The sequence below is a fragment of the Pantoea sp. JK genome (genome assembly GCF_026130245.1).
Lineage (GTDB): Bacteria > Pseudomonadota > Gammaproteobacteria > Enterobacterales > Enterobacteriaceae > Pantoea > Pantoea trifolii.
Map to the genome: position 1 here is coordinate 129,041 of NZ_JAINFN010000004.1, position 16,863 is coordinate 145,903.

14 protein-coding genes are annotated in these 16,863 nt (G+C 53.7%); all 14 read left to right on the forward strand.

Features of this window, described 5'->3' with window-relative positions:
* The first annotated feature begins 35 nt into the window (after nucleotides 1-35).
* Genes PanJK_RS11035 through PanJK_RS11100 form a run of 14 tightly spaced genes read left to right on the forward strand, consistent with a single transcriptional unit; the run spans nucleotide 36 to nucleotide 16,860 of the window.
* Nucleotides 36-2,420 carry a type VI secretion system Vgr family protein gene (locus PanJK_RS11035; RefSeq protein WP_265299618.1) on the forward strand — a complete coding sequence of 795 codons (2,385 nt, stop codon included), beginning with the start codon at nucleotides 36-38 and terminating at the stop codon, nucleotides 2,418-2,420.
* Nucleotides 2,421-2,422: 2 nt separating this feature from the next.
* A complete protein-coding gene (locus tag PanJK_RS11040) occupies nucleotides 2,423-3,166 on the forward strand; it encodes a DUF4123 domain-containing protein (protein ID WP_265299620.1) in 744 nt (247 codons plus the stop codon).
* A gap of 6 nt (nucleotides 3,167-3,172) precedes the next feature.
* On the forward strand, nucleotides 3,173-3,685 hold the full coding sequence (locus tag PanJK_RS11045; protein ID WP_265299622.1) for a DUF3304 domain-containing protein: 513 nt from the start codon (nucleotides 3,173-3,175) through the stop codon (nucleotides 3,683-3,685).
* Nucleotides 3,670-5,979 carry a T6SS phospholipase effector Tle1-like catalytic domain-containing protein gene (locus tag PanJK_RS11050; RefSeq protein ID WP_265299624.1) on the forward strand — a complete coding sequence of 770 codons (2,310 nt, stop codon included), beginning with the start codon at nucleotides 3,670-3,672 and terminating at the stop codon, nucleotides 5,977-5,979. Before PanJK_RS11045 ends, PanJK_RS11050 begins: the two co-directional genes overlap by 16 nt.
* On the forward strand, nucleotides 5,976-6,239 hold the full coding sequence (locus tag PanJK_RS11055; protein WP_265299626.1) for a PAAR domain-containing protein: 264 nt from the start codon (nucleotides 5,976-5,978) through the stop codon (nucleotides 6,237-6,239). The genes PanJK_RS11050 and PanJK_RS11055 overlap by 4 nt, the downstream gene beginning before the upstream one ends.
* Nucleotides 6,236-7,372 carry a hypothetical protein gene (locus PanJK_RS11060; RefSeq protein WP_265299628.1) on the forward strand — a complete coding sequence of 379 codons (1,137 nt, stop codon included), beginning with the start codon at nucleotides 6,236-6,238 and terminating at the stop codon, nucleotides 7,370-7,372. The genes PanJK_RS11055 and PanJK_RS11060 overlap by 4 nt, the downstream gene beginning before the upstream one ends.
* Nucleotides 7,353-10,688 (forward strand): ImcF-related family protein, encoded by a 3,336-nt coding sequence (locus PanJK_RS11065; protein ID WP_265299630.1) that lies wholly within the window; start codon nucleotides 7,353-7,355, stop codon nucleotides 10,686-10,688. The genes PanJK_RS11060 and PanJK_RS11065 overlap by 20 nt, the downstream gene beginning before the upstream one ends.
* The gene (tssJ, locus tag PanJK_RS11070) at nucleotides 10,685-11,206 is read left to right on the forward strand and encodes a type VI secretion system lipoprotein TssJ (RefSeq protein WP_265299632.1); all 522 of its coding nucleotides are present in this window, start codon (nucleotides 10,685-10,687) and stop codon (nucleotides 11,204-11,206) included. The genes PanJK_RS11065 and tssJ overlap by 4 nt, the downstream gene beginning before the upstream one ends.
* Nucleotides 11,207-11,235: 29 nt before the next feature.
* The gene (locus PanJK_RS11075; protein ID WP_265299634.1) at nucleotides 11,236-11,838 is read left to right on the forward strand and encodes a CDP-alcohol phosphatidyltransferase family protein; all 603 of its coding nucleotides are present in this window, start codon (nucleotides 11,236-11,238) and stop codon (nucleotides 11,836-11,838) included.
* Nucleotides 11,831-12,760 carry a phosphatidate cytidylyltransferase gene (locus PanJK_RS11080; RefSeq protein ID WP_265299636.1) on the forward strand — a complete coding sequence of 310 codons (930 nt, stop codon included), beginning with the start codon at nucleotides 11,831-11,833 and terminating at the stop codon, nucleotides 12,758-12,760. The genes PanJK_RS11075 and PanJK_RS11080 overlap by 8 nt, the downstream gene beginning before the upstream one ends.
* A gap of 9 nt (nucleotides 12,761-12,769) precedes the next feature.
* Nucleotides 12,770-13,402, forward strand: coding sequence for a lysophospholipid acyltransferase family protein (locus PanJK_RS11085; protein WP_265299638.1), 633 nt, complete (start codon nucleotides 12,770-12,772; stop codon nucleotides 13,400-13,402).
* Entirely contained in the window at nucleotides 13,399-15,153 is a 1,755-nt protein-coding gene (locus PanJK_RS11090) for a bifunctional alpha/beta hydrolase/class I SAM-dependent methyltransferase (RefSeq protein ID WP_265299640.1), read from the forward strand. Before PanJK_RS11085 ends, PanJK_RS11090 begins: the two co-directional genes overlap by 4 nt.
* Before the next feature lies 1 nt (nucleotide 15,154).
* A complete protein-coding gene (locus PanJK_RS11095; protein WP_265299642.1) occupies nucleotides 15,155-16,474 on the forward strand; it encodes a phosphatase PAP2/dual specificity phosphatase family protein in 1,320 nt (439 codons plus the stop codon).
* Nucleotides 16,459-16,860 (forward strand): hypothetical protein, encoded by a 402-nt coding sequence (locus tag PanJK_RS11100; RefSeq protein WP_265299644.1) that lies wholly within the window; start codon nucleotides 16,459-16,461, stop codon nucleotides 16,858-16,860. Before PanJK_RS11095 ends, PanJK_RS11100 begins: the two co-directional genes overlap by 16 nt.
* The last annotated feature ends 3 nt before the right edge of the window (nucleotides 16,861-16,863 follow it).

The window sequence follows — 16,863 nt, forward strand, 5'->3', positions numbered from 1 at the left end:
CTTCGGGCAAACAAATTTCAGGAAGGAATCTGTAAATGGGCAAAAGGGATTTTGTTATTCCGGGTGGCAAGACGCCGGTATATAACCACTATCAACTGAGCATCCAGACGTTGAAAAGTCAGCGTCCCGATATCCTGTTGTCGGTGCTGCGTTTTAGCGGTGAAGAGGCATTGAATTCGCCGTGGAAGTACAGCATTGAACTCACCAGCGCTACACGCGATATTCCCGCCGATATTCTGATTAACAGCACGGCCCAGCTATTGTTTTATCCTGATGGCCAACCCTGGCAGTCAGTGGAACCCCGCATTTTGCGCGGTGTAGTGACCGCTTTCCAGCAGTGCGAATCCTCTGCTGACCAAACACGTTATGTGGTCACGCTGGAATCGCGCCTTGCGCTGCTAAAAAACAGCCTGACCTATGCCGTTTACCAGCATAAAAGCGTACCGGGTGCGGTAGAGGATATCCTCAAACGCTGGGAATATTCCTCGCTGGATTATCACTTTCGCCTAAATACGCAGTATCCAATTCGCGATTTCTATATCTCATATGCCGAGAGCGATCTCGCCTTTATTGAGCGTCATCTTTCGCGCATTGGTGTCTTTTATTACTTCACCTGGGATGAAGAAAATCATCGCGATGTGCTGGTACTGGGTGACAGCGCGCAGGCCTATGGTGCTGAGCAAAGCATCGTCTTTCGCCATCCGTCAGGGTTATTTGATGGCGGCCAGGAATCACTCTGGGATATTTCAGTCAATCGCCAATCCGTTGCAGCTAGCACACGGCTCAACGATGAGTATTACTGCAATGCACAAAATGACATGCAGGCGCGGGCGGAAACTGATCCTGATAAACCTGCGCTTACGGGAGAGCTATATCGCTACGGTGAAAACTATCAGTCGCTGGGCAAGCAGTACCAGGCTCTGCCTGAACAGGGACAATGGTTTGTCAAACGCCGTCAGGAACGCCTGATAACCGAGCAGGTCACTTTCGACGGTATGAGCAACGGCATGGATATCCGTCCGGGCATGGTGATCTCGCCACAGGGTAAAGCGTGGCCGGATGCGCCGGATGGCCTGCTGGTGGTGTCCACTTCATCAATCCGTATTTCGCGCGATACCGCCTATGTAATTCGCTTTACCGCTGTGCCCGTTCGCACGCAAAGCAGTTATCGCCCACCGTTGAAAAGCTGGCCGCACATTGCAGGCACGCTGCTGGCTCGCGTCACCAGCCCGGTAGAAAATGCGCAATATGCAGAACTTGATGAACATGGCCGCTATCGGGTGCGTTTTCAGTTCGATCTAAACGAAGCCTGGCAGTCTGGTTTTGAAAGCGTACCGGTGCGGCTGGCGAAACCCTATGCAGGCAATGTCTACGGCTGGCACTTTCCGCTGATAGCCGGAACACAGGTGATGATTGCCTTCACCAACGGCGATCCTGACAGACCTTATATTCTGTGCTCGGTACATGACTCTCGCCATGAAGACCATGTCAATCTCTATAACTATCAACGCAATGTGCTGAGAACTCCGGCGAATAACAAACTCCGATTTGAGGATCGCCGTGGATATGAGCATGTCAAACTGTCGACGGAATTTGGCGGTAAGAGTCAGCTCTCACTCGGCCACATTGTCGACAGTTCTCGTAGCAAGCGCGGCGAAGGATTTGAACTGCGCACCGACAGCACCGGAACGCTGCGAGCCGGTAAGGGCCTTTTCCTGACGGCAGATGCGCAGACCACTGCGGCCGGGCCGGTACTGGAAATGACATCTGCAGTAAGCCTGGTCAAAGGTGCGATCAGCCAGATGAGCGACTGGCAGTCGATCACTCAGTCTCACCATAACCTCCAGCCTGATGCCACGCATCTCAGGGCTTATCTGGCCGCCGTCGACCAGCTCACATCCCCTACCATGTTGCTGAGTGCACCGGAAGGGATTGGCGTTGTCAGCCCCAAAAGTATCCTGCTCAACTCAGGCAGTACTCTGCATCTGCAAAGCCAGACGGAAACCAGCATTGCCAGCGGCAAACGCATTCAGGTCAACGCCAGCCAGGCGATTTCTTTGTTGTCACAACAGGAAGGGATTCGCATGGTATCGGGGCAAGGCCCACTGACGGTGGAATCGCACGGCGATACCCTGGGACTGACGGCGATGAAAGATATCAGCGTGCAAACCGTTCAGGGTGAACTGCGTCTAACCGCGAAAAACGGCATTGTGCTGGGTTGCGGCGGCGCAACCATCAGGATTACGCCGCAGGGTGATATCCAAATTCATTCACCGGGTAAAACCAGCATCCGTGGCATCCATGCCTGGAATTCTCCTGCCAGTGAAGAAACAGCGCTGCCAGATTTGCCTAAATCCGTGTGCAAAGAGTGCCTGAAAAAGGCGCAGGAAGCCGCGCTGGCTTTCGCGCCAAGGGGATAACCATGACGGACATGAATAATGGCACAGCATGGTTGAAACAGGCCACCGCGCTTTGCGCAACTGCCGGGCAGGATTATCTCGATGTGCTGGTTGATCAGGCGGGCACAGCACAGCCGCTGCAGCAGGCACTGAACCAGATTAACCCGCCGTTACGCTGGTTTGAGCTGTTTGAAAATACGCCGGAAGCGGCAACGCCAGAGTATTCACCGCTGGTGATGCGATTGCATTTTAACGTCAGCAGCCACCAGCGCTGGCTGGAACAGCTGATTGAGCACTTTTCCACGACGCCGCGTTTGACCTTGCTGATATCGCCACTGGCATTCGACCTGCTGAGTAGCCATTTGCAGGCTCTTTCACAGGTTCACTGGGAAGAACAAACCGGCTTACTGCGCTACTACGACAATCGCGTATTTCCCTCGTTACTTGAGCATGTCCTGACGCCAGAGCAGCAGGCGGCATTCACTGATATTGCGCTGTTCTGGAGCTGGCGGAATCGTGATGACGAGATGGTGTGGAAAACCGGAACCTGGAACCCGGGCCGACATCTTGCTGATGCCCCGGAAATGAATCGTGTAAGCGATGCGCAGGTTGAGCTGATGGGATGTATCAGTGATGCCGAGATGTTGATGAAGGAGCAGGCAACTTCAACTCTTTCGCGAGAAGCACATTTTACAGATTGTTTGGCAATTGCAATGCGGGCAAGCAAGTCTGGCTACGTTGGTGATTTGGCTGATTTTAGGGATTGAAACGTCATGAAAAAAATTGCGGTTAGTTGCTCACTACTGATTTTATTGATGATGGCTGGTTGCTCGCAGGCAAACAGTGATGATGGCTATACAGCTGGCGATCTTCGTGCAGTCAACCATGTCGAGGGACAAGGTATAAATGGTTTTTCAGTGAATGGATACCACGTTCCAGGTTTAGGTGGTGGATATTGCTGCATCATGCTTCCTGAAAAATGGACGCCTGATCTTAAAGCTCGGGTTGAGTGGGAAGTTGATCCTCATACTGCACCGCCATTTCCTGGATATAAAGATAGAGATAAATTTAATGCGTGGAAAAACTCCATCGAAAGCAGTTTTAAACAGCATAGCGCTATCGTGAATATCCCACAGTATGGTGAGGAGCGCTGTGGTTTAACTGTGCACTTCCTTCCTTGTAATCAGGTGAAAGTCACAACGGTTTGTTCCGGATATGGCACCGAGAACTATCCGATCAAGGAAGTGCTTAATATGAAGGAGCCTGCGACATGTCCCGTGAAATGAATTTAGCGCTTCCATGTTTTGCACCGCCTCTATTCCCTGACAGTGGTCGCTTGCCGCTTAGCGAAGCGCAAGTTAATGCCAATTATAAAAAGCAGATTCGCGAAGAAAATGATTATCGAGTAAGCCAGGCCGTAGAAACCGGAAAGAAAGGTATCGTCCCTTGCTGTAGAAGCCTACATATCAGCTTATTTTTTGATGGGACGGGAAATAACGAAGAGAACGATACGCGTATTGCTAAACCATCGCATCCCACCAATATCGCAAAGTTGTATCATGCGACATATCAAAATGCTGATGGTGAAGGCTATTTTCGCTATTACATTCCTGGTGTTGGCACGCCATTCCCAAAAATTGGCGAAATGGATTACAGCAACGATGGTCTGGCTTTCGCCGCAGGTGGAGAGGATCGAATTAACTGGGCATTGCTGAGATTAGTGGATGCGTTGACTTATGCCGGTACCAAAGGGGCTAAACGCCTTGATGATGGCCTGGCTAAAGGAATGCTGCCCAATATGCAGGCTCGCGGAGCTTTTTCAGGCGAAGTGAACCGACGTAATGCGATCATCCCCTTGTTGAAGGCGTTGGAAAGCCAGGCAGTGCAAACCCAGCAGCCCCATATTCTAGGTATTAAGTTATTTATCTACGGCTTTTCTCGTGGAGCTGCCGAAGCGCGCACTTTTGTGAACTGGTTAACCCAGTTACCCGACCCTAAATTAAAAAATGATCATCTGAAACTTGCTGGTTTACCCATCAGTATTGAGTTTCTTGGATTACTGGATACGGTGGCGTCTGTTGGGGCAGCTCACATTATGCCGGGTGCCGCAGGTCATATGGGCTGGGCCGATAATAGCCAGCAATTACCTGATGAACGTAAATTCCCTGGATTGATTAAGTGTTGCCGACATTTCGTTGCCGCACACGAACAGCGCTTATGTTTCCCTCTTGACTCAGTTCGTCGCCCTGATGGCAGTTACCCGGCCAACACTCAGGAGGTTATTTATCCTGGAATGCACTCGGATGTTGGTGGCGGTTATCCCCCGGGAGATCAGGGAAAATCATGTAATGGTGCAAATGAAATTCTGTCTCAAATCGCATTGCATGATATTTATCTGGTAGCGTTTGAAGCGGGTGCACCTCTCACCATCCAGCCACCATCAGTGACTCAGCTTATTAAAGATGTGTCACCGACCAGAGTTATGGATGGCAACACATTATTGGAATTTGATGTTGACCCCAAATTAGTCAAACGCTTCAACATCTGGCGTCAAACCCTGCTCAACACCACCCTGCAAGGCAGCGAAGAGGCGGGAGATAAATCAGAAGGTTATCGCGCCTATCAACTTTCTCAGGCACTTGAAAGTGCACTGATCGATCAGATTGGCTGGATCTCCGCGTGGCGTATTGGTCGTTATGCTCACGGCAGCATGCTTCCTCAGGGGGATAAGTTTGCCAACAGTTTCTTTAATAAAGCACCCCAGCTAACTCCTGAAGGGCTTAAAAAAGAAGCGGAAGACCATAAAGCAGCGGTAAAAGCGCTTAACTTACGACGAACAGAGGCCAAAAAGAGCCGCTTGCCGCTGGACGAAAGTTTACAGGGCAAACCCGATCTGGATCCCACCAACGCACAATATCAGCTACGCGAAGCGGCCCGTGAATTCCAGCATGATTATAAAGATTGGGGCCGGGATATTAATGGAAACTGGTGGGATAAAACCATACAGATTGCATTGGATGTAATCCCGAAACATGCCGTATTTCTGATCAACGGTGATGATGAAAAAGCGGAATACCAGCAGATGAAAGCCGATGGCGATCGTCGTTATCCGCAATTGTTTATCGACAAGCTGGGCACCGGCATTCGTACTCAACCACGTGCTGAGCTGCTAGCCCTCTTTGATGAACAAATTCACGATTCCCGCGCCTGGTTTATGCAAAGTGCACTGGCTGGACGTGAACCCTGGGGCGGTTATTTCCGCTATCGCATGCTTTACTGCGGCAACCAGACCAATAAGAATCTTCGCCTGATTTCCGTTGAAGGCAAAGTAATCAACGCCGCGCCAACCTCCAATAACGTCATCTATTTTATCGAGCCAAAAACCGCTTATAACAATGTGACCTATAAAGTGAAGGATATGGCGACCGGTGTCGTTCAAACACTCACTCCACCAGAAGCAACCACCCAACCAGGCGCCGCAGTTGCCTTGGCTCGCACCAGTGTGGTGAGCGAACAGCACCAGGCCATGATGACCTCTGCCGTCGATATGCTGAAATCCTCGGGAGCGCGAGTGGTATGACACTTAAAAAACTGGTGCGCGTGGGCGATACGCTCAAACCTTACGGTGGTGAAGTGCTCAGCGGGAGCTTTAACGCGTATGGCAAGCCGGTGGCCTGCTTCAATGACAAAGCGAAATGTAACGAGCACGGCATGACCGCCATTATTCAGGGAGCAACCAACAGCACCGTAAACGGTAAAGCGGTGGCGCTCGATGGGCATAAATGTGCCTGTGGTTGCACGCTGGTCAGTTCCCTGCCGGATATGGATGTTTGCGGATGAAACAACCGCCGGTTTATGCCGATTACGCCACCATTTACCCGGCCCGCTGGCAGCGCTGGTGGGTGGCGCTGCCCGTGCTGCTGTTTATATCGGCGATGACCACCATTTTGTTGTGGCCGGAGGGAAAGCCGACCCGTTCGCCGCTTTTTTGGTTCTGCGCGCTGATCTTGCCACTGCTGTGCTGGTTGCTGGCGGTGACGCTGCGCTGGCTGGTCTGGCTGCAATCCACCGATAACAGCCAGACGTATTATGCAGAAACCTCACTGGCGCTGGATGCGTGGTGGCGAAAACGCAGCCACGCGTTGCCGGTAGAAGCTGTGTTGCTGGTGACGCCAGCCGGAGAAGACGCATCCGAACATCTGGCGCTGTTGTCGCACCCAGCAGACGCCCCGCAACCGGACATCAACGCAGAAGGTTACGCTCAGTTGCGTTGCCCACGGGTGCTGAACAGCGCGCGCAGTCGTCCTGTCATGCTGGCGACTTATCTCGCCAATCGCCTGGTGGCGCATGTGCGTCAGTCAGGTGAAACACGCACGATCACGCATCTCTGTTGGCTGGGTGATGACCCAAGTCTGCTCGCCTTTCGCGAAAAGTTGCTGGCAGCGGGCATGGTTATGCCTGAAGAAACCATGCGGCTTAGTGCGATTGATGGAGCAGATAACGTTATCAATCTATTCGCCAAGACAGCTCCGACTTTGCTGCTGTGTGCCGGAGGTGGCGAAGGATTATCTGATGGCACCCAGGTTGCCGGAGAAGCCGCCTTTGCCTGGCTCTGCTCGGTGCAGGGGACTGCGTTGATGCATCGTTCGGAGCGCTGGCAACCGGCGTTGGGTGAAACGGCGACTCTGGCCGTCGCACAGCTTTCCCGTTATGCCGGATTAAGTGATACGCCGGATACGGTGATCGCGGCAGATGTCCCTGCAATGGAAGCGTTGCTGGATGGCGGCTGGTCCGCGCTGGATCACGTACTTGCCCCATGGCTCGGCCATGCCGGACAAATAACACCGTTTACGTTACGGTCGCTGGCGCTGCTCTCGGCGCTCAACGGCCAGTCCTGCGGCTGGATCGCCTCAGAAATGGAATCTCAATACACTACAGGAGTTTGTATTCCCCGTGGAAACCTCCCGCACTAATCCCCGGCACTCGTTGTTCTGGCTGGTTTGTGGCTATTTGCTTGTCGTAACCCTGTTGGTGCTGACTGGCGCAGGACTCTATTACTTCGCAGGCAGCAGCATTGACCTGCCGGAGGCTGTGCCGCGCCAGATTGCCTTCTGGTCATTGATGGTCTGGCTGGCGCTGGTGTGGTTCTGTCCACTGTTTATTCTCGCCTGGCGCGGGCTTATTCGACTTAACGCGCGTGAAGCAACCGGCGCAGTAGGTTTACAGAAACAGCGTCCTGCAGAATATCAGTGGGTACAGGACGTTATCACCCAGATGCGCTACCAGTATCGGTGGCGCTGGCGCAGCCGGGTACGCATTCTACTGGTGGTCGGCGATGAGCATCTGGTTGAACAGAGTATCCCTGGCCTGACAACTCAGCACTGGCTTGAGGGTCACAATACCTTGCTGCTCTGGCACGGCAGCCCGCAGGAAGATCCGCTACCCTCGCAGCTACGTGCGCTGCGTAAAATTCGCTGCCAGCTGGCAGATGCGGTGGTCTGGGTAGTGAACGCAGAAGCGGAAATGACTCAGGATGTGCTGGATACCACGGCTCGCCAGATGCAGAAGCGTTACAGCCTGTTGGGCCAGAATATCCCGCTGTGGCTATGGGAAATTCACGCCCCCTCTCTGCCTGGCGCCACCGCGCAGGGGATCGGATTTACCATCGCGCAAGGCGACAGTGCGGACGATTACCGTCAATCACTCGATGATCTTGAGCATCAGTTGGTTGAGCGCGGCATGCAGCATATTGAGCGTAATCGCCAGCACAGTTTCTTACTGGAGCTGGCGCACACGCTGCGCAGTGGTGGCGCGGATCGCCTGACACGAACCTTGTCGCAGCTCTCCACAGGTGCAAGGGCGCTGCCGCTGGCTGGCGTGGTACTCAGCCAGCCGGAGACCACCGGAAGCGCTTCATTGCGTCATGCCTGGCAGCCGGGAAAAGCCTGGCTGGATTTACTGGCGCTACGCTGGCGCAGGCCGGTCACCAACGGTGCCTCATGGCGGAAAACGTTGCTGACGCTCTGCTTCTGCCTGCTGGTGATGTGGATAGCCTGCCTGGTGTTTTCCTGGATTGCCAATGTTCGTCTTATACAGGCAGATCAGCAGCTTGCCGCCGCCGCAACAGATTCCCGTCAGCCGCTGCAGCAGCAACTTTTCGCCTTGCGCGAGCTGCAAAAAGAGATCGAGCGTCTGCAGCATCGTCAGCAATACGGTGCGCCCTGGTCTATGCGTTTTGGCCTCAGCCAGAATGACGCACTACTGGATTCTCTGTGGCATCAATGGCAGCAGGCGGCCATGCCGCTACTGCGTGATGCCTCCGTCAAGCGCCTGACTACGCTGATGAGCGGCTGGCGTAACCTGCCGCCCGATAGCCCGCTGCGGGCCGATGAGGCTAAAAGCATGTATGACCTGCTCAAGGCGTACCTGATGCTGGCGCATCCCGAACAATCCGATCCGGCGTTTTTCAGCACCACGGTTATGAAGGTCTGGCTACGGCGTGATGGCGTTCAGGACGTAAGCTGGCGCAACAATGGCGGCGCTATGCTGGCCTTTATGATGACGAATCTGCCTGCGCACCCAGAGTGGCAGTTACAACCGGATATGCGACTGGTCAGCAGTATGCGCTCAGCGCTGCTGCGTCAGATTGGTGCCAGCAATGCGGAGACCTCGCGCTATCAGCAGCTCATCGAGCAGGTGTCCCGTGATTATGCTGATATGACGCTCAGTGAGATGGTCAGCGGCACCGACAGCAGCAGGTTGTTCAATACCGATGAAATCGTGCCTGGCGTCTTTACCCGTAAAGCGTGGGAAGAGGCAGTAGAGCCTGCGATTGAGCAAGCGGCGAAAGTGCGTCGCGATGAAATCGACTGGGTGCTGAGTGATAACAAAACTGCCAGCAATAATGATGTTTCTCCGGAAACGCTGCAAGCGCGGCTGACAGACCGCTATTTCTCCGATTACGCCGGCGCCTGGCTGAAATTCCTCAACAGCCTGCAATGGCAGCGGGCGGAGAGTCTGTCGGAATCGATTGAACAGTTAACCCTGCTGGCCGATATACGCCAGTCACCTCTGATTGCGCTGATGAGCACGCTGAATGTTCAGGGCCGGACGGGGCAAACAGGCGGCGATTTGACCGATTCGCTGGTGAGCTCTGCAAAGAATTTGCTCAGCAGTGACAAAACCCATGCCATCGCCAGACCACAAGGTGCACGTGGCCCAATGGATGACGCCTTTGGACCTTTGCTGGCGCTGACCGATACCGGCGCAGCGGCTAAAGATAGCCTCAGCCTGCAAACATTCCTGACGCGTATCACCCGTGTTCGTCTGCGACTGCAGCAGGTAACCAACGCGCCGGATCCGCAGGCCATGATGCAGTCGTTAGCACTGACGGTGTTTCAGGGCAAAGCCGTTGATCTCACTGAGACCCGCGATTACGGCAGTTTGGTTGCTGCCAGCCTCGGACAGGAGTGGAGCGGATTTGGTCAGGCGATATTTGTCGAACCGATGGTGCAGGCGTGGGAGCAGGTGCTCAGCCCGACCGCTGAAAGCATTAACAGTCAGTGGCAGAGCGATGTTGTAACGCCGTGGGATCAATCGTTTGCCGACCGCTATCCGTTTGCTAACCGACAAAGCGATGTCTCCTTACCACATTTAGCGCAGTTTATGCGTACCGACACCGGACGCATCGCGCAGTTCGTTAAGTCTCGCCTCGGTGGCCTGCTACGGCTCGAAGGCGATCGCTGGGTACCGGATGCCATGAACAGCCAGGGGCTGACATTCGATCCTGCTTTTCTCAGCGCGCTGAATAAACTGACGCACATCGCCAACACCGCATTTGTCCGGGGTGATGTGGAGCTGCATTTTCAGATGATGGCAAAACCTTCCCGCGACGTGGTGGAATCTGAGCTGACGGTGGATCGCCAGAAGCTGCAATATTTTAACCAGGAAGAGAACTGGCAAACGCTGAACTGGCCAGACAACCGCTGGCAACCACAAACCACGCTGACCTGGCGCAGCACCCATACCGGAACCCGCATTTATGCCGATCACCCTGGAAGCTGGGGCCTGATCCGCCTGCTGGATAAAGCCCGCATCACCGATCTCGGCAGCAACATTTATCGTGTTGTCTGGCCGACGCCGGACGGGCTGGCATTGAACTATCAGATTCGCACGGAGCTCGGCAGCGGCCCGCTGGCGCTACTCGAGTTACGCGGCTTTCGCATGCCTGCACGGATATTTATTTCCGCAACGCAGAGTGAAGTTGCGTATCAGGGAGGTGAACAATGAGGGTTCGTTTCGCCCATGTTTTGCTGATTTGCTTCGCGGCAACATTGCTGAGCAGTTGTGGTGCATGGCAAAAAACCAAACAGGGAACAGCAAGCATTGCAGATGCCGTGTTTTATCGCCAGGTCAACACCCTGCACCTGACCTTCACTGCGCGTACAGCGATCAATCAGGACGATGCCCAGCAGTCGATGCCTTTGCGGCTGATTATTTTGCAGCTCAGCACGCGTCAAAGTTTCGATAACGCCGAATACAGCAGCCTGCTGGCACAGCCAGATTTGGTGCTGAAAGAGAGTCTGGTGGCGCAGCGGCAGCTCAGCGTCATGCCGGGACAAAGCGTCAGCCTGGATATGCCAATGGAGAAGCAGGCGCAGTTTGTCGCGGTCGTGGGCTTGTTCCGCCAGCCGGACCGGGAGCGCGGTACATGGAAACGGGTGCTGAGCCGTGAGGAGCTTGATCCGGATTCACCACGCACGATTGAAGTAAGGGATAACACCCTGAATTTGGAATTATTGAAGTAACTATTCAATTTAACGGCAGGAGCCACAAAGTGACGCTATACGATATAAAACCGAAGTTTCAGAATTTATTAAGACCGCTGGTCGTCAGGTTACATGCGCAGAGTATCACCGCGAACCAGGTAACGTTGTTTGCCATGCTCACCTCTGTGGTGCTTGGCGCATTGTTGATGTGTTTCTCCGATCCAGGCTTTTTTATCACCCTGCCCGTTTTCCTGTTTTTCCGCATGGCGTTAAACGCCATTGATGGCATGTTAGCCAGGGAATTCAATCAGCAATCCACCTTCGGAGCGATCCTCAACGAGGTGGGTGACATTATCTCCGACGCCGCACTCTACCTCGCTTATGCCTTTGTTACAGGCATATCTCCCTGGTTGGTTGTGCTGGTGGTGCTACTTTCCTGGCTGAGCGAATTTTGCGGTGTGATGTGCCAGACGCTGAACGGCATGCGTAGCTACCGTGGTCCGTTGGGCAAAAGTGACCGCGCATTTATCTTTGGTGCTCTCGGCCTGGTGATTGCGCTGTGGCCGCAGTATATCGTTTACGCTGACGCAGTGTTTGCCATTGCCGCCCTGTTGCTGTGTTGGACCAGCTTGAGTCGCTGCCGCAATGCGATGGAGGCGAAAAATGGCTGATTCCAGACACGTGCTTTATTACTGCCTGGGCGGCATCTTCGGCGTTCTCATTCTGGCGACGTTGATTATTTTTGTGCTGAGAAAGTGGCGCCCACAACACAACTGGGTGGAATTGCAACAGCGCGTTAATAGCTGGTGGGTCATTATCTGCCTGTTCTCGTTAGCCATGCTGTCGCCAAAGTGGCTGGCGCTGACCTTTTTCGGCTTCATCAGCTTCCTGTCGCTAAAAGAGTATCTGACGCTAGCCCCTACGCGGCGTTCTGACAGTATGCCGCTGCTGTGGATGTATGCCGCAATCCCGGTGCAATATCTCTGGACCGGCATGGCCTGGTACGGCATGTTCATCATTTTTATCCCGGTTTATGTCTTCCTGTTCCTGCCCGCTCGCATGGTGATTGCTGGTGATACCAAAGGTTTTCTGCACTCTGCGTCGGTGATGCACTGGGGCATGATGACCACCGTGTTCGCTCTGAGCCACGTTGCCTACCTGATGACTTTACCCGGTGCGGATGCTAGCGCCGGTGCGCTGCTGGTGTTCTTCCTCGTTGCGCTGACTGAGCTGAATGATATTGCCCAGTATCTGTGGGGAAAATCGCTGGGCAGGATTCGAGTGACGCCCAAAGTCAGCCCGAATAAGACGCTGGCCGGTTTGCTGGGTGGCATCTTTACCACCATGTTGCTGGCTGTGATTCTTGGCCCACTGCTGACACCGATGAGTTATCTCCACTCGCTGGGTGCTGGGTTGATTATTGGTGCAAGCGGCTTTTGCGGCGATGTTGTTATGTCGGCGATCAAGCGTGACTTTGGCGTGAAGGATTCCGGCAAATTGCTGCCTGGACACGGTGGCATTTTGGATCGACTCGATTCACTGATCTACACCGCGCCGCTGTTCTTCCACTTCTATTACTACTTCTACGTGTAAGAGGCGCACATGAACCGAATGCTGCGCTGGATCTTTACCCTTTGCATCGCTTATCCGGTGGTGTGGATATGGCTGGGTGTCGCCGTTGCCAACCGCAAGAAGCTACCGAAAACAGGCTCGGCGATCATTGTGGCAAACCACAACAGCCATCTGGATGTACTGACGCTGTTCACCTTGTTCCCCCTCTCGACGCTGGTGAATGTACAGCCGGTGGCTGCGGCTGATTACTTCCTGAAAAACAAAGCGGTGGGTTGGTTTGCACTCAAGGTGATTGGCATCATTCCGGTATATCGCGGGGCGCATCAGGCTAATCCATTGCAGGCCTGCGTCGATGCACTGGCGGAAAAGAAAATCGTGATTATTTTCCCGGAAGGCACGCGCGGCGAGCCGGGGAAACTGTCAGAAATTAAATCTGGCCTGTGGCATCTCAGCCAGCAGTGCCCGGATGTGCCCATCATTCCGGTCTATATGCACGGGCTGGATCGCTCAATGGGTAAAGGTCAGAAAATACCGGTGCCGTTCTTTATCGATATTTATATCGATGATCCGCTGCGTTATCAGGACAACAAGGCCGAATTTAAAAGCGCGTTATTAAATCGTTTTGTCGAATTACAACAGCAAGCCATAAGGAAATCATCATGAGCCAGGAAGCACGTTTATTTCAGGAAGGATCTTTTTCAACCAGCGACGGTGAATCACTCTATTTTCGCCACTGGCCCGCGCAGGATGCGCAGAGCAAAAAAGTGATTGTGCTATTTCATCGCGGGCATGAGCACTCAGGACGTTTGCAGCATGTTGTCGATGAGTTGCTGATGCCGGATGCCCATTTTTACGCCTGGGATGCGCGTGGACACGGACATTCGCCGGGAGAGCGAGGTTACAGCCCAAGCCTGGCTCGCTCAGTGCAGGACGTCGATGAATTTGTTCGCTTTGTCGCTGAACAAGCCAAGGTGGGCATTGAAGATATTGTTGTGATTGCGCAAAGCGTCGGCGCGGTGCTGGTTGCTAAATGGGTGCATGATTACGCGCCTAAAATTCGCGGTATGGTGCTGGCATCTCCAGCGTTTAAGGTGAAGCTGTATGTGCCTTTCGCACGCGCGGGTTTAGGTTTGCTGCAACGTATTCGCGGTCTGTTTTACGTGAACTCTTACGTCAAAGGTAAATATCTCAGCCACGACCCAGAGCGCATTAGCAGCTTTGAGCAGGATAAACTCATCACCCGTCAGATTGCGGTGAATATTCTGCTGGATCTGTATAAAACGGCGGAGCGCATTGTTTCTGACTCTGCTGCCATCACCGTGCCAACACAGCTGCTGATTTCCGGCGATGATTTTGTAGTGCACACCAAACCGCAGAAAAAGTTCTATCAGGGGCTGCGTAGCGCCATTAAAGAGCAGCATATTCTGCCAGGTTTTTATCACGACACGCTGGGTGAAAAGGATCGTCAGCTCGCCTTCGATAAAATGAAGCCGTTTATCGAACAGCTTTACCACGCTGCACCTTATACCTTCGATTACAGCCATGAAGAGCAGTGGAGTCCGGGCGCTGATGCGTACCGTGAGTTGCAGGCACCACCTAAGCGCAGCTCACTACAAGGCATGTCTTACGCTTCATTAAGTTTTGGCATGAAAACCATTGGCAGGCTGTCTAAAGGCATGCGTCTGGGATATGAAACCGGCTTTGACTCTGGCAGCACGCTGGATTATGTCTACCGCAACACGCCTGAAGGCACCGGCATTGTTGGCCGTATCATCGACAGGCAGTACCTCAACAGCATTGGCTGGCGCGGCATTCGCATGCGCAAAGAAAATATCCAGCAGGTGATTGCGCAGGCCGTAGCAAAACTGCAAGAGCACAATTTGCCGATTCGCGTGGTCGATATTGCCGCCGGACATGGCCGCTACGTTCTTGATGCGCTGGAGAAACAGCCGGGAATTGAAAGCATCCTGCTGCGCGATTACAGCGATCTGAATGTGGAGAAAGGCCAGGCGATGATTGAAGCGCGTCAATTAGGCCACCTCGCGCAGTTTAAAAAAGGCAATGCCTTTGATTATGACTCGCTCGCCACACTCGTGCCTGCGCCCACGCTGGGCATTGTCTCCGGCCTCTATGAACTTTTCCCAAGCAACAAATTAATCAAAACTTCGTTGGCCGGGTTGGCCGCAGCCATTCCGCCGGGCGGCGTGCTGGTTTACACCGGGCAGCCGTGGCATCCGCAGTTGAAAACCATCGCATGGACCTTAACCAGCCACCAGAACGGTATTCCCTGGTTGATGCGCGTACGCAGCCAGAAAGAGATGGACACGCTGGTCGAAGAAGCTGGATTTGAGAAATGCCATCAGCTGATCGATGAGTTTGGCATCTTTACCGTGTCGCTGGCGGTAAGAAAATAGCATGACTGAATCGTTGCTGACACAACGCCCTTTTCGCCCCTGGAAACAGGGGCTTTGCTGGCTGATGTTGCTGGGACCCCTGTTTTTTCTCAGCTACGGGCAGGTGAATACCTACACCGCGACCCGCGATGATGTGGAAAGCCTGGTATTTGCCTGGGAACGTTCGATTCCGTTTATTCCCTGGACTATCGTGCCTTACTGGAGCATCGACCTGCTTTACGGTATTTCACTGTTCATCTGCACATCAAGACAAGAGCTGATGCGTCACGGCTATCGCCTGCTTGCGGCATCGCTGGTGGCGTGTGCAGCATTTTTACTTTTCCCGCTGAAGTTTACCTTCACACGTCCGGAAACCCAGGGTGCGTTCGGCTGGTTGTTCCGCCAGCTTGAACAGTTTGATTTGCCCTATAACCAGGCGCCTTCGCTGCACATCATTCTGACCTGGCTGCTCTGGCTGCGCTTTCGCCAGCATCTAAATCGCAATGCGAGAATCGTTGCGGGCGCTTGGTTCCTGCTGATTGCTGTCTCCGTACTGACCACCTGGCAGCACCATTTTATCGATGTCATTAGCGGGATTGTGGTCGCGGTGATCATCAGCTACCTGATTCCGATTAGAGGCGAATGGCGCTGGCAGCGGCCAACTCTGCACGCGCGACGTCTTGCGGGTAAATACTGCCTGGGTGGAATGCTGTTTTTACTGGCTGGCGCAGCGATTCCCTGTGGTTATTTGCTGCTGTGGCCTGCCATGGCGCTGCTGGCAGTGGCTGCGGGCTATGCCGGATTGGGCGTGACGGTATTCCAGAAAAGCAACCACGGCAACTTATCTCTCTCCGCCCGCCTGCTGCTTTTACCCTATCTGACAGGCGCGAAGATTTCCCGCTGCTGGTTTTCCCTGCATACCGCGCAAAGTAATGAGATTGCCGCTGGCGTATCGCTGGGCAGGTTTCCGGACAAGGCGCAGCAAGATTTTGCCGTTTTTGATCTGACCGCAGAATTTCACAAAGGCAACCGGAACGCACAGCGATGGCAGGCCTATCCGCTAATGGATCTGCTGGTGCCCGACATTGAGCATTTACGCACTGCTGTAATACAGCTCCAGCAACTGCACCGGGAAAGTGACAAGGTGTTGGTTTGCTGCGCGCTGGGTTTATCGCGCAGTGCCACGGTGATTGCGGCATGGCTGCTGGCGGAACGGCACGCAACGTCTGTCGCTGAGGCCGTTGAACTCATCCATTCCCGACGCCCGCAGATTGTTCTCACCCCTGCACACATTGAAATCCTGGAAGCCTTCAGCAAGGAACAGCTATGTCAGACATCATGATGACCAACCGAATTGTGCAAATTCATCTGGCAAGCTGGCGCTACTTTGCCGCGCTGACACTGCCACCGTTGGCGCTGATACTCAGCCTTATCTACTCCGCGCTAAGTCTGCCGTTAATGGTGTTGTTCTTCATTACACACTACTACTGCTGGCGTTTATGGCTCGATGAACGGCTCTTCGCATTGCTCAACAACGAAGACGATCTTGCTGAATTTGACTGGGGCATGGCGCAGCTGTGGCCGAAAAAATTTGCCCGCCCGCGTTCTCTGGCAGATCGCCTGCACGGAACAAGAGTCATGTTTTACCGGGCAATGACCTCACTGCTGGTATTGTGGTTGGTTTCACTCTGCTCAGTGATTTATCTGGCACTCACGCTGGCTGAGTAGGTG

Excerpts from the sequence above, each read along its gene's own strand:
- PanJK_RS11035 (WP_265299618.1), top strand. The coding sequence starts at position 36 with ATGGGCAAAAGGGATTTTGTTATTCCGGGTGGCAAGACGCCGGTATAT.
- PanJK_RS11040 (WP_265299620.1), top strand. The coding sequence starts at position 2,423 with ATGACGGACATGAATAATGGCACAGCATGGTTGAAACAGGCCACCGCG.
- PanJK_RS11045 (WP_265299622.1), top strand. The coding sequence starts at position 3,173 with ATGAAAAAAATTGCGGTTAGTTGCTCACTACTGATTTTATTGATGATG.
- PanJK_RS11050 (WP_265299624.1), top strand. The coding sequence starts at position 3,670 with ATGTCCCGTGAAATGAATTTAGCGCTTCCATGTTTTGCACCGCCTCTA.
- PanJK_RS11055 (WP_265299626.1), top strand. The coding sequence starts at position 5,976 with ATGACACTTAAAAAACTGGTGCGCGTGGGCGATACGCTCAAACCTTAC.
- PanJK_RS11060 (WP_265299628.1), top strand. The coding sequence starts at position 6,236 with ATGAAACAACCGCCGGTTTATGCCGATTACGCCACCATTTACCCGGCC.
- tssJ (WP_265299632.1), top strand. The coding sequence starts at position 10,685 with ATGAGGGTTCGTTTCGCCCATGTTTTGCTGATTTGCTTCGCGGCAACA.
- PanJK_RS11080 (WP_265299636.1), top strand. The coding sequence starts at position 11,831 with ATGGCTGATTCCAGACACGTGCTTTATTACTGCCTGGGCGGCATCTTC.
- PanJK_RS11085 (WP_265299638.1), top strand. The coding sequence starts at position 12,770 with ATGAACCGAATGCTGCGCTGGATCTTTACCCTTTGCATCGCTTATCCG.
- PanJK_RS11090 (WP_265299640.1), top strand. The coding sequence starts at position 13,399 with ATGAGCCAGGAAGCACGTTTATTTCAGGAAGGATCTTTTTCAACCAGC.
- PanJK_RS11095 (WP_265299642.1), top strand. The coding sequence starts at position 15,155 with ATGACTGAATCGTTGCTGACACAACGCCCTTTTCGCCCCTGGAAACAG.
- PanJK_RS11100 (WP_265299644.1), top strand. The coding sequence starts at position 16,459 with ATGTCAGACATCATGATGACCAACCGAATTGTGCAAATTCATCTGGCA.